The 12945-nt window shown below is 50.4% G+C and carries 11 protein-coding genes; 3 read left to right on the forward strand and 8 right to left on the reverse strand.

Annotated features, from left to right (window positions below):
• Positions 1-28: 28 nt before the first annotated feature.
• On the reverse strand, positions 29-2365 hold the full coding sequence (locus GCE9029_RS00055) for a PilZ domain-containing protein (protein WP_062660508.1): 2337 nt from the start codon (positions 2363-2365) through the stop codon (positions 29-31).
• A gap of 150 nt (positions 2366-2515) precedes the next feature.
• Here GCE9029_RS00055 and radA point away from each other — a divergent pair, with 150 nt between their 5' ends.
• Positions 2516-3895 (forward strand): DNA repair protein RadA, encoded by a 1380-nt coding sequence (gene radA / locus GCE9029_RS00060; protein WP_062660509.1) that lies wholly within the window; start codon positions 2516-2518, stop codon positions 3893-3895.
• A 71-nt stretch (positions 3896-3966) separates the two neighbouring features.
• On the opposite strand, the gene GCE9029_RS00065 is transcribed toward radA, so the two are convergent.
• The 3 genes from GCE9029_RS00065 to ettA form a co-directional block, all read right to left on the reverse strand.
• On the reverse strand, positions 3967-5001 hold the full coding sequence (locus tag GCE9029_RS00065) for a M23 family metallopeptidase (protein ID WP_062660510.1): 1035 nt from the start codon (positions 4999-5001) through the stop codon (positions 3967-3969).
• 44 nt (positions 5002-5045) lie between these two features.
• Positions 5046-5417 carry a PilZ domain-containing protein gene (locus GCE9029_RS00070; protein WP_062660511.1) on the reverse strand — a complete coding sequence of 124 codons (372 nt, stop codon included), beginning with the start codon at positions 5415-5417 and terminating at the stop codon, positions 5046-5048.
• Positions 5418-5603: 186 nt separating this feature from the next.
• Positions 5604-7271, reverse strand: a complete 1668-nt coding sequence (gene ettA, locus GCE9029_RS00075) for an energy-dependent translational throttle protein EttA (protein ID WP_002538926.1) — start codon at positions 7269-7271, stop codon at positions 5604-5606.
• A gap of 351 nt (positions 7272-7622) precedes the next feature.
• Here ettA and sltY point away from each other — a divergent pair, with 351 nt between their 5' ends.
• Positions 7623-9596, forward strand: coding sequence for a murein transglycosylase (gene sltY / locus GCE9029_RS00080; RefSeq protein ID WP_062660512.1), 1974 nt, complete (start codon positions 7623-7625; stop codon positions 9594-9596).
• A 76-nt stretch (positions 9597-9672) separates the two neighbouring features.
• On the forward strand, positions 9673-9966 hold the full coding sequence (gene trpR, locus GCE9029_RS00085; protein WP_062660513.1) for a trp operon repressor: 294 nt from the start codon (positions 9673-9675) through the stop codon (positions 9964-9966).
• Positions 9967-10010: 44 nt separating this feature from the next.
• Here trpR and yjjX read toward each other — a convergent pair whose 3' ends face one another.
• The 4 genes from yjjX to GCE9029_RS00105 all read right to left on the reverse strand — a co-directional run bounded on the left by yjjX (position 10011) and on the right by GCE9029_RS00105 (position 12886).
• Positions 10011-10538, reverse strand: coding sequence for an inosine/xanthosine triphosphatase (gene yjjX, locus GCE9029_RS00090; RefSeq protein ID WP_062660514.1), 528 nt, complete (start codon positions 10536-10538; stop codon positions 10011-10013).
• A gap of 17 nt (positions 10539-10555) precedes the next feature.
• A complete protein-coding gene (locus tag GCE9029_RS00095; protein WP_062660515.1) occupies positions 10556-11401 on the reverse strand; it encodes a sterol desaturase family protein in 846 nt (281 codons plus the stop codon).
• Between the two features lie 147 nt (positions 11402-11548).
• Positions 11549-12211, reverse strand: a complete 663-nt coding sequence (locus GCE9029_RS00100; RefSeq protein WP_062660516.1) for a spondin domain-containing protein — start codon at positions 12209-12211, stop codon at positions 11549-11551.
• Between the two features lie 12 nt (positions 12212-12223).
• Positions 12224-12886, reverse strand: coding sequence for a spondin domain-containing protein (locus tag GCE9029_RS00105; RefSeq protein ID WP_062660517.1), 663 nt, complete (start codon positions 12884-12886; stop codon positions 12224-12226).
• Between the last annotated feature and the right edge of the window lie 59 nt (positions 12887-12945).

Genomic DNA, 12945 nt, shown 5'->3' on the forward strand with positions numbered 1-12945 from the left:
CTTTTGCTTTTTGGTTGTTTCTTCAGGCTCAGCCGCCGATTTCCAGACGCCTTAGTACCTCATCTGTAATATCACTCATCTCACCGTAAGCACAAAGGTCGGTGAATTCCGTTTCCAACTGTCTGGCGCGTTGGGTCGATAGAGATAACAGAGATTCGAGCGTTTCTGGAGGCAGCCATTGAATGCCATCATCAAGCGGTTGCAGCCAGTTTCTGACAGCAAAGAACTTACCGCGTTTTCTAGCCTGCGAGATAAACATCTTGCGTTCTTCCGGTGAGTTGAAGCTTTCCAGTGGGCGAGATGTAATGTCGATAATGGCTCCGTCAGTGACTGTCGCTGAAATATAAAACTCATGGCGAACTTGGGCTTCGCGGTTGCGAATACGTGTGACAGGACTGGCGTATTTTGACAGATGTTCACCAATCACAGAGCGCAGCGACATCATGCCGGAACCCGCATTTTTCTGAAGCAGACGGCTAAGCTCATTACCCGGGAAATTTGCGCCAATCGCGGTTACCTGAAGCGTTTCACCACGGCGAACAATGAAGTAGGGGGTTGCGGACAGACGGGTTAACAACATCTGATGCATGGCGTGTAAAAGCGGCGCATCAGGAAGCTTTTCGCTGTCGAGCAAAAGCTTGTGTTGATTGTGTTCTATCAGGCGTTGCAGGTAGTGGCTGCGATGCTTGCTATATCTGTCTTTTAACAGAGCCAGCTTAATGTTAGTCCTGTCTTCACTGATTTGAACCACCTTATAAGGCACGTTGCCGAGTGGCGCTTTGGGGTCGACGCGCTTGAGATCAGTGAAAGTTACCGAGACTTCCTGCTGCTTACTGCCGCTAAACGGTTTATCCAGCACCACATTCAGCCCCTGCGTAGAGAAATCGATAGTCTGTCCCTGTAGCTCGCCGCTTAGGTGATGCACCAGTGTTGTTTTCGTTCGGTGTTGATAACGCGGCTCTTTGCGCTGCGGTGCCAATACAGATGGCACAGCTTCCACAGGAAAAATAGGGTCTCGTGGATGGGCAAACTGGTTGAGATTTTTGACCGGATGTTTTGGCTTAATTGGAATACGGAAATCTCCACTTACGTGCGAAAGTGTGAGGTCCTGAATCGTCGCAATATGGGTCAGCTCGTCAATCTGCTGGATGTAAGCTGGGGAGACTTCTTGCAACCGTCGCGCATCTTCCTCGCTGATCTTCGCCATAGTGACACGAAGTACGCGCCAGGAAGGACGCGAGCTGCCCACATGCCAAAACAAGTGGCGAAGCTCTGCATCAAGCTCAGTTGGGCACGCGGAGAAGAAGTAGGTTTTCTCGCCATGCTGATGACTGAAGCAATAAACCAGAGTTTCGCTATTGGTTAAGCCTTCCAGTGCCAGATATTGCAAACGCTTGGCTGAAAACAGCTTGTCGATCACCGGCTGGTTTCGCTCATCATGCCAGTAATCCCAGAGTTCGCGGTTTTGCGCTGTGAGCAGGCTGTATCTGAGTTTGTTGCCACAAAAAAACAGGGGCAACGAGGGTGTTTGCTCAAGAAAGACCTGCTCATAAGCGCGGGAGCGGGTAGAGAGGAATTTGTCTTCGTTTTCGGTTTTCGCAGCCAAGCTATCCGTTTGGGATTTTATCTCGATAGCTTCCTTGATGGCGTCGGTACTGCTCATCAAACGAAGGCGCAAACGCTGGAAATTGTCGCCATTGAGGTTAAGCTCAACGCCCACCACACGATAGTTCAGACCAGTGAAAAGCTCGGCAAGCTGGCATTCGTCGCCAAGCTGCGGAAAGTAAATCACCAGCGTCGAACCTGTTTCATAGCGAAACGAAGAGGGCAGTTTGACCTGCATACCGGAATTGGAAATGTCGATGGTCGACCCATTAACTTCTGTGCCATCAGGCAGGAAAGCTTGGATGCGGGTTGAAAGCTGGATACGGTTTTCGCTTCTCGACAGATAATGACCAAAACGAATGGGCACAGCGTCGACAGTATCCAATGATTCCATCGAACGCACATCGCCCTGGCGCTGCAAAACACGGTAACTGTTCGGTGTGTTGTGGAGCTCTTCCCAAAGCCCAACGGTCATCCTTCCCTGATAGATCTCGACTCGGCGGTGGTACAGATTAATGGCGACATCGTCCATCCAGTGATTTACATCATGCAGGAAATAGCGGCGGCATTCGCCCACCACTTTTCCGCGAAGGTCGACCGGTTTGCTGCAGGGAGACATGAGGCGTCGCACCTCCATCTTGGCGATAAGCCGTTCGGAAGCGTTGTCATTCGGAGTGAGTTCTGCAAGAACTGCGTCGAAAGCGTCCTGCTCGTAGAGGGGGAGTAGCTGATCGAACAGCGCCTTGTCGTAGTCCTTCATCTCGATAAAGTCTGATAGAATCCTGAAATTATTAATACACAAGGTATATCGGCAAATCGTGCCGTTATTTTACCTTTTTTCCCTTCTTGGGCGTGAACTTATGCGCAGACTTGCATGCAATACATGTAAGAATTGGTAACAGGAGCAATCATGGCAAAAACAAAACGTGCTTACGTGTGTAATGACTGCGGAGCGGACTATCCGCGTTGGCAGGGACAATGCACCGCTTGTGGGGCTTGGAACACGATCACTGAAGTACGTTTGGCCGCATCACCGACTGTGGCGCGCACAGAAAAGTATGCCGGTTATGCGGGCGCAACCGAAGCCAAAGTTCAGACCCTCTCTGCTATCGATCTTCAGGAAGTGCCACGTTTTACCAGTGGCTTTAAAGAACTCGACCGAGTGTTGGGTGGCGGTATCGTACCTGGGGCAGCGATTTTGATTGGTGGTAACCCAGGCGCCGGTAAAAGTACGCTTTTGCTGCAAACTATGTGTTGGCTGGCAAGCCAGATGCCAACGCTATATGTCACTGGTGAGGAATCGCTCCAGCAGGTGGCTATGCGCGCTGAGCGCTTGGGCCTGCCGAAAGACAATCTCAAGATGCTGTCTGAAACTAACGTAGAAACCATTTGCTCTATTGCCCGCACTGAGCAGCCGAAGATCATGGTTATCGACTCGATTCAGGTCATGCATTGCGCCGATATCGCTTCTGCGCCGGGCAGTGTGGCGCAGGTGCGTGAATCCGCCGCAGCCCTGACCCGTTATGCTAAACAGCACAATGTAGCTATCTTCATGGTCGGTCACGTGACTAAAGACGGCACGCTCGCTGGCCCGAAAGTACTGGAGCACTGTATTGACTGTTCTGTCTTGCTTGATGGCTCGAGTGACAGCCGTTTCCGTACCCTTCGCAGTCATAAAAACCGGTTTGGTGCGGTGAATGAATTGGGCGTTTTCGCTATGACAGGGCAAGGGCTTCGCGAGGTCAGTAACCCATCTGCAATTTTCCTTTCGCGCGGTGAAGAAGCCACCTCTGGCAGCTCAGTGATGGTGCTGTGGGAAGGTACGCGTCCACTGCTTGTAGAGCTTCAGGCGCTGGTGGATTATAGCCAGCTGGCTAATCCGCGTCGTGTGGCTGTGGGTCTTGAGCAAAATCGATTGGCATTGTTGCTGGCTGTTTTGCACAAACACGGTGGCCTGCAAATGTCGGATCAGGATGTATTCGTCAACGTAGTCGGAGGCGTGAAAGTCACTGAAACCAGTGCTGACCTAGCCTTGCTGCTGGCACTGATATCCAGTTTCCGTGACCGTCCATTACCACGTGATTTGGTGGTCTTTGGTGAAGTGGGCCTTGCCGGGGAAATTCGCCCTGTTCCCAGTGGTCAGGAGCGTTTGTCAGAAGCATTTAAGCACGGCTTTAAGCGTGCTGTTGTGCCTATGGCCAATGCACCTAAAAAGGATATTCCGGGTATGAAGGTGTATGGGGTGAACAAGCTATCTGAAGTGCTGACTGTGTTGGATGAGATGGATTAACCGCTCTACTTTTGACGCTCCAACTGAAAAAGGCGCCGATTTGAATTGGCGCCTTTTTTGTATCTTCTTATCTACTCGGTAGCAGCGAGAGTGACGACAGAATCATCCAAGCTTTTCGCAGTGACGGTGCCAGATTGTGCCACCGCATCTGAAGCTAACTGAACTTGTGTAGAAACCATGCTTTCGACAATCTTCACCAAGCTTGCCCAATTCACTTTATCCTCTTGCTCGAAAAGGGATTCGAAGTTGTCCGGTGTCCAGGCGATAAAGCGTTTTGGGTTCAGGGCTCGGCCGAGGAATCGTACTTCATAGTGAAGATGCGGACCTGTCGATAATCCTGTGTTGCCAGACCAGCCAATCAAGTCCCCTTTTTTTACAAATTGACGGGTTTCAACGTTGAATTTATCCAGGTGCGCATACAAGGTCATAAAGCCAAAGGCATGGTCAATCTTCAGCATGTTGCCATAGCCTTTTTTACGGCTTGGGCGTTTGTATTCCACGACACCATCAGCAGGCGCGTAAACCGGTGTGCCGATATCAGCAGTTAAATCCAAGCCAAGGTGAAACTTCTTATTTCCGGTTACTGGATGGGTACGTGAGCCATAGCCAGATGAGCGACGATAACTTTCAATAGGTTTACCGCTCGGGATCAATTGCAGCATAGTAGCGCGGACAGCAGAGTTAATGGCAGCAACGTCCAAACGTTCTGCCAAAGGCAAAGATTCATCGCCCTCTTTTTCCAGACCTAACACTTCCTCTACTGTTGAAACACGCTGTGTCAGATAGCTAAGTTGACTGTCTTTCTCTTCGATGATCTGTGCGTATTCTTCTTCTTTGTTATTTATCAACTGCTCGAGTTGTTGGCGCTTTTGTTTCAGGTCTTCAAGCTGACCGACAAGTTCAGAGCTTTGCTCTGTCATGTTTTTGAGCGTCACTTCTGCCGTCGTAGAGCGATGGTTTAGATAATAAATCGTCGCGATGCTGGCAAAGATGCCAATAATCAAGGTTGCTAGCAGTGAGAGCAGCACTTTCTTGAGCGAAGGGGAGAGCACAAAGTGTCGGGAGCCATTCGCATGGGAGACGGCGATTCGGATGTTGTGAGGCATGTTACTACTACTTCATGTATATGCGCTTAATGTGACCACCGCGATTATACGGTATCTTTCAGATCTGTCAGTTGTGCAATTTCACGGTGAAGCAGATCGTCATTGCCCACATTGAGTTCAACCAAGCGTTTCAGGTGACTCGCACTGTCAATATCAATATGATCGATTTGAAAACGCAGGTATTCATCGCTTTCCTGAATAAGCTTCAGATCCATGTCCAGCTCGATGTCTGAATCGTGCAGACGAAAACTCAAATCGTAGTCGTCAGCGTTGCCGGATTCCCAGCCGGCAGGCGTGGCAAGCAGTGCACCTTTCAATGAAAGGTCCAATACTTTGGTTTCCCAGCTCTTATCGTTTTGCCTGATAGTGGCGGGCGTACGATACACCACGCGGGAAAATTTACGACGTTCTGCCATTTAAAAGCCCTCAATTCCTTTTACACCAAGTGTAGGAGAGTCGACGTTATATCTCTACTTCGACGTTTCGTCTCCGTGATGTTCTGCGCGTCTTAATAATGAATCAGTTGATAGTCGAAGCTAACTGGCAGGCAATCAAAATAAAAAAGGGCCACATGATGTGACCCTTTATTCGACATGCGGTGATTATTTAGTCACGCGCTTGTACTTGATGCGGTGTGGTTGCGCAGCTGCTGCGCCCAGCGTTTGCTTCAGCCACTCGCTGTATTCAGCGTAGTTACCTTCGAAGAAGTTCACCTGACCTTCGTCACGGTAGTCCAGAATGTGGGTCGCGATACGGTCAAGGAACCAACGGTCGTGCGAGATAACCATGGCACAGCCAGGGAACTCAAGCAGCGCTTCTTCCAGTGCACGCAGGGTTTCTACGTCCAAGTCGTTGGTTGGTTCATCGAGAAGCAGTACGTTACCGCCAGCCTTCAGCAGTTTTGCCAAGTGAACACGGTTACGCTCACCACCAGACAGGTCGCCGATACGTTTTTGCTGATCGCTGCCTTTGAAGTTAAAGCGCGAACAGTAAGCACGTGCAGGGATCTCAAAGTTATTGATGCGGATGATTTCTGCACCTTCAGAGATTTCCTGATAAACCGTGTTGTTGTCGTCCATGCTGTCACGGAACTGATCAACAGAGGCCAGCTGCACGGTTTCACCCATTTCGACAGAACCGCTGTCTGGCTGCTCGGTGCCGCTCAGCATCTTGAACAGGGTAGATTTACCCGCACCATTGGCACCGATGATGCCCACAATCGCACCTTTAGGCACGCTGAAAGACAGATCGTCGATAAGAACACGGTCACCGAATGACTTGGTCAGGTTATTCACCTCGATAACCTTATCACCCAGGCGTGGACCCGGTGGGATGAACAGTTCGTTCGTTTCGTTACGACGCTGGTAGTCAGTGGTGTTCAGCTCTTCAAAGCGCGCCATACGTGCTTTAGATTTTGCCTGACGACCTTTAGGATTCTGGCGAACCCACTCAAGTTCTTTCTCGATGGTTTTCTGGCGAGCTTTTTCAGATGACGCTTCTTGTTGCAGACGCGCGTCTTTTTGCTCCAGCCATGAGGTGTAGTTACCTTCCCATGGAATACCTTCACCACGGTCAAGTTCCAGAATCCAACCCGCTGCGTTATCTAAGAAGTAACGGTCGTGCGTGATCGCCACAACGGTGCCGTTGTAATCAACCAGGAAGCGTTCCAGCCAGCCCACAGATTCTGCATCCAGGTGGTTCGTTGGTTCGTCGAGCAGCAGCATATCCGGGCGCTCAAGCAACAGACGACAGATAGCAACACGGCGGCGCTCACCACCAGAAAGGTGCTTAATTTTCGCATCCCATTCTGGCAGACGCAGTGCATCCGCAGCACGCTCAAGGGCGTTATCAAGATTGTGACCGTCTTTTGCCTGGATCAATGCTTCCAGTTCGCCTTGCTCTTTTGCCAGCGCATCGAAGTCTGCATCTGGTTCCGCATAAGCGGCGTAAACAGCATCAAGACGAGACAGAGCATCAACCACGTCAGAAACCGCTTCTTCCACAGTTTCACGAACCGTTTTGTCTTCATCCAGTTTTGGTTCCTGAGGCAGGTAACCCACTTTGATGCCAGGTTGTGCACGTGCTTCACCTTCGATATCGGTATCGATACCCGCCATGATGCGTAGAAGGGTGGATTTACCTGCGCCGTTTAGACCCAATACGCCGATTTTGGCACCCGGGAAAAAGCACAGAGAGATATCTTTCAGGATCTGACGCTTCGGTGGCACGATTTTGCCAACGCGCGACATGGTATAAACGTACTCAGCCATTCTGCTCGCGTTCTCTTGTCACTAAATGGAAATGATTAGCCAGATATTCTACCTGCTTCGTTGAAGTATTGTAACAGGCCCTAAGTCTCAAACCGCTTCAAGGTCTGACTTTGAACTGGTCAGAGTATAGTTTTTGGGAACCATTTGCTGTTGTGAAAAACAAAAGAAAGAGAGGCATGCTTCCGTCTCACGTGCCCGATGTCTCGTTTGTCGCTTTCAGTAACAGTTTCTTTGCAGCGGGAGATGGGGGAGTTTGATATATAGAAGATGGTGCAACGGACCTGATTTTCCATCTAATTCGAAGGATTAGGTATAAGCTTAAATCTAAGCGCGCCAGGGAGAAGCATCTGAATGCTACTAAGTGAAAAATCAATAATTACAAAAGCGTATAACAAGTCAGTGGATAGATCTTACCTCGTAGCACCAATTGGTATGGTGCTGCTTATTGGCAGCATTGCGCCTGCTCAAGCGCTTTCGGTTGATGAACAGCGCACTCGCTACGAAAAAGCCATCGCCGCCATTGAGCGCAACGACATGGCGACGTTTTCTCGTCTGAAATCCAATGTGAAGGATTACCCACTTTATCCGTATCTGGACTATCGCGATTTTATGCGTGATATCAATGGTGCCAGTACCAAAGAAGTGAATACATTTTTGAAAAAGCATGCTGATTTGCCGTTTACCGGCACCGTGCGGGCGCGCCACCTCAATGTATTGGCTTCTCAGGGGAAATGGTCTCAATTACTGGCGTTTCAGGACACTGTCCCCCGTGGTGAGAGTTACCAATGTAATTATTACTATGCGCACAGCAAAGCCGGTGACAAAGCGCTGGCTCTGTCAGGGGCGAAATCCTTATATCTGTCAGGTTCGTCTGTCGACAGGGCGTGTGACAAGCTGTTCGATTTCCTCAAAGACAACGGCAAGCTGACGGACAATCTGGTGCTCGAGCGCATGTTGCTGGCATTTGATAACCGCAACAAATCTTTGATGACTTACCTTGAGAAGCAATTAACGTCCTCTTACGGCAAGCGTGAAGCCAAGGAGGTTCTGGCGCTTTATAACAAGCCTCAAGGCGTGGCGGATTTCTCAAAGAAAAGCAAAGTCACCGCCTTCAACCGACACCTGACCCGTATAGCCTTTGAACGCCTTGCGCGCAGCAATTCTAAAGAGGCAGTTAAACAATTCAAACGCACGGTTGAAGGTCAGCATTACGACAAGCATGAACGCCAGGAGATAGCGGATTACCTTGCCGGACGCCTGATGTCTACAGAAGATACATCCCTTGCAGCATGGCGCGACAAGCAGCTTAAGCAAACAGTGAATCAATCGTTACTGGAACGTCGCGTGCGTATGAGTCTGGTGGAAGCGGATTGGAAAGACGTTGGCCGTTGGATTGATGTGATGTCTGAAAAAGAGCGCGACTCGCTGAAGTGGAAATACTGGCGGGCACGCGTGCTGAAAGAAGCAGGTAAGACAGCGGAAGCCAACGCGATTTTTGAATCCATGATTGGTGAGCGTAACTTCTACAGTGTTGCGGCGGCAGACGAATTGGGTAAGCAGATTGATATTCCTTACCAAACCACGCCGCTTAATCCCGGAGCATTAGCACCTTTCAACAAAGCCTTGAAGCGTGTCGATGAGCTGCTGGCGCTGGATAAAATCACCGCCGCGAAACGCGAATGGCAATACATCCTCCGCAATGCAGACAGGGAGCAGAAAGCCAACCTGGCTGCGTTTGCGTCCGACCAAAAATGGTATCACCTGTCTGTGCAGGCAACGATCGCCGGAAAGCTGTGGGGACATCTGGAATACCGTTTCCCAGTGGCGCATCGCTGGTGGTTTGAGTTCTTCAGTAAAGAGCGTGAACTCCCACTGACGACTTTGCTCGCTTTGTCGCGTCAGGAGAGTGCCTTCTACACCCGCGCAGTATCTCCGGTTGGCGCACGTGGTTTGATGCAGCTAATGCCTGCCACCGCCAAAGAAACCTCAAAGAAACTGGGTTTTCGTTATCTGGGTAAAAGCACGTTGAACGATCCGGGAATCAATATCCGGTTGGGCAGTGGCTATCTTCGTATGTTGCTGGATCAGTTTGATGAAAACCGCATTCTTGCGTTTGCCGGATACAACGCAGGTCCCCACCGCGCCACCCGCTGGCTGGCGAAGTCTGATGGGAACCTAGATGCGATAGCGTTTATTGAAGCTATTCCGTTCCGTGAGACCCGTGGTTACGTGCAGAACGTACTGATGTATGACATTTACTATCGTAAGTTACTTGGTCAGCCGCTACAGTTCCTGACAGAAAGTGAGTCTAATCGTCGCTATTGAGTCAACAGACCCTAAGAAACAGAGAGACTTGGAGTATAATGACGGCGTTATTAGTACCGATTTCTACGAGGTGACCATGAAAGCGACGCCGGAATATTCTGACTGGCAAGATGTGCTGGATTTGATCCACAGAGCAAGTGACAACGGGGACGAAGCTAAACTATTGAAGATGTTGCTGACGCCCGATGAGCGCAGCGCGCTGATTGCCCGTGTCAATATTCTCAACGAGTTGTTGAAAGGTGAGGTGAGCCAGCGACAACTCAGTCAGATGCTTGGCGTCGGTATCGCGACTATCACCCGTGGCTCCAATGAGTTAAAGCAGCTGGATGAAGCACAAAAGCAGTGGTTGCTGGAGCTTTTGGACAAGTAAAGATCAGGAAAATAAGGTCCTAGGATCTAGGACCTAGTCTCTCTTCAGAGCTCTTCCGTCGGAAACAAACCCGGATTCATAAACGGGATCAGCGCTAAGATCAGCGCCTGATGGTAGACCGAGCTTCTTGTCAGCAGATGCCCCGTGAGCATGCCGATCGCCCCACCTTTCTGCTTCACGTTCTGTTCATTGAACATTTCATCCATCACATCTCCCAGCTCTTTGCCTTCTTCCAGCATGTTGAGTGCAGTTGGTGGCAAAGGGACAGAAGCCGAACGTGATTCACCAACGCGGTCGGCAGATTCCACCACCATCCAGGCAAAGGTATAAGGGGCGTCCAGTCCCGCTTCGACGCCCACGTAGAAATTGCCATCAACCACCTTTTTGGCGTTGTGGACACGGTTTCTGGCACCTGCCAGCGTTTCTTTACTGGTCATTGGCTGATCTGCGACACCACTGGAGACAGACACTCCTTCAAACGTCATGTCATTGTTAGGAAATACTTCTTTGAAGGCCGCTTCCACAGCAGCAATTTTGGCAGGGTTAAGCGAAGTGACAATCACTTTGGTCATGGGCATCCAGTCCTGAATCAGAGAGAGTTATTTTGTTGTTTTTTCTCAGGGGCACGTTTGAACAAGCGAAATGGCAAGGCAAGAAGGCCTGTTAGCCACACGACGTGTCTTTCTTCCCGCTGGCTTTTTATGCCAATAGTCATGCCGTAATGGCCTTCCTCGGGTTGCGCGCGGTAAGTGTTGAACAGCCTGTCCCAGATAGCAAGATTAAAACCGAAGTTCGAATCGCTTTCGTAGCGGTGAACAGAGTGGTGCACACGGTGCATGTCCGGTGTCACTACGAATTTGCGCAGCCAGCGGTCAATCGGCAATGGAATGGCAACGTTACTGTGATTAAACAGCGCCATGCCGCTGAGGATGACTTCAAACAAAATGACGGCCACCACAGGCACGCCCAGAAGCGCGATAGCCGCGAATTTGATTAGCATGGAAAGAAGAATTTCAACCGGATGGAAACGGGCACCAGAGGTAACGTCTAAATCTCTATCTGCGTGGTGAACCGCATGCAAACGCCAGAGAATAGGAACAGTGTGAAAGAGTTTGTGCTGAAACCAGATGATGCCATCAAGCATCACAATGGTGAGGAGCACTGAAAGCCAAAGTGGTGAATCAAACACATTGAACAAACCGATCCCTTGACGGGAGCACCAAGCTGCGAAACCGGCAGCAGCGAGAGGAAAAATAGCGCGGAGCACCGCGGTATTGAGCATCATCAGGGCGATATTGTTCAGCCAGCGTTTCGCTTTGCTGACCGTCAGGATTCTTTTAGGGAATAGCCATTCTGCAGCTGCCATCACCCCAAAAATAGAGAAGAAAGTCAGCAGACGGAAAACACCTTCCTGTGATTCAATAAAGCTCAGCACTGCATCTCCTGAATGAGTCGTCCTTTCGATCAGCTTAACACATCCCCAAACAGCACCGGGTCTTAGACTTACTTAGACTTAGATACGTGACCAGAAAGAAAAACGGGCACTTTCAACAGTGCCCGTTTGTGCGTTTGTGGTGATGCGCTACCAAACGCGTTTGATGGTGACTTTCGCACCTGGGTTGAGGAAGCGGTGGCGATAATTCAATGCCGAGTCTTCCAATCCGTCATCAGCGGATAGTACGCCAGGGTGAATGCGAAGGCGGTCTACATCATCACGCGCAGCATTAAAGCCTTCCCCTCCGGCTGCTGGGCCGGGAATCGTGCCTTGGGTTTCAGAGTTAGCTTCTGTGCCAGCATCCCATACTGGTAATGTGATGGTGATGCTTTGACCTGGGCGCAGTTTACGAAGATCGATATCTGACTCGGCGACGATCGCATCGTTGGTATTGACCAGCATAGATGCCACAGAAAGGTAACGTGTCTTCTTGCGGTTCAGCTGCACAGTGAAGCTTTCTGATGCGCCCGGAGGAAGCGGCGATACACCAGAGAGGGCATCTTCCACATGACGAAGTTCTTCATAAGCAAGAACATCGCTGTTGTCACCACCTTCCGCCAGTTTTTCCAGCGCGACAGAAACCGGTTGGCCAACTTCAAACAGCGTGTTGGTTTTGCTGTGGGTTAGCAGCGCGACCGGAGACATAGGTTGCGCATCCGTCAGGTTTTCTACGGTGACCGTGTATTCCTTTTGCAGGGGACACCCAGCCAGTGCCAGCGCTGCTGCGCCAATGAGAGCAAAGCGATACATACTACGCCCTCCTTAATAAACGGTGACGGTGATGATGGCAACTGGGTTGAGCCAACGGTGTTTGGTGCTGTCGAAGTCGCTTAGACCGCCAGTGGCATCAGTGTCACCGAGGTTACCCGGGTGAATGTGAACGGTTTCGTTGGCGACTTCAATATCGACACCTGTGCCACCTTCACCAAAGGTGATAAACGGTGGGGTTGGAACGCTGCCTGCCAGCTCATCATTCGCTTCTGTGCCCGCGTCATAACCATTGGCTCTGATGACATAGGTGCCTTTTTTCTTTGGAATTTTCCAGCTGTCTACACCGATAAACGCATCGTTAGAAGGTAGCAACATCGCAGCGATAGAAAGGACATCGCCATGATTTGCATAAAGCGTGGTGGAAGTTGATGCGCCTGGGTCCAGAATGCCTTCTGCCGGGTTGGCCTGTACATCAGCGCCCACGCCTTCAGCCAGTGCAACCAGACCAGAAATATCGCCACCTTCTGCCATGGCTTCGACATCAGCAGATGCTGCTTCGCCAGTGCGGAACAGATACGCATCCGGGCTGTGAGCAGCAACGATCAGTGGGGTGAAATAAATACCATCGGTGGCATTGGTGATTTTGACATCGACGTTGGCGGCCTGCGCGGTGAATGCTGCGCCCATTGCCATGCTGAGAAGTAAGGTTTTCATTTTTCGCTCCCTGTGCGTTGAATTCTTCCAAGCATGGCGCGAAAAAGTGGCGAAGCCTT

The organism is Grimontia celer (assembly GCF_900055185.1).
GTDB lineage: Bacteria > Pseudomonadota > Gammaproteobacteria > Enterobacterales > Vibrionaceae > Enterovibrio > Enterovibrio celer.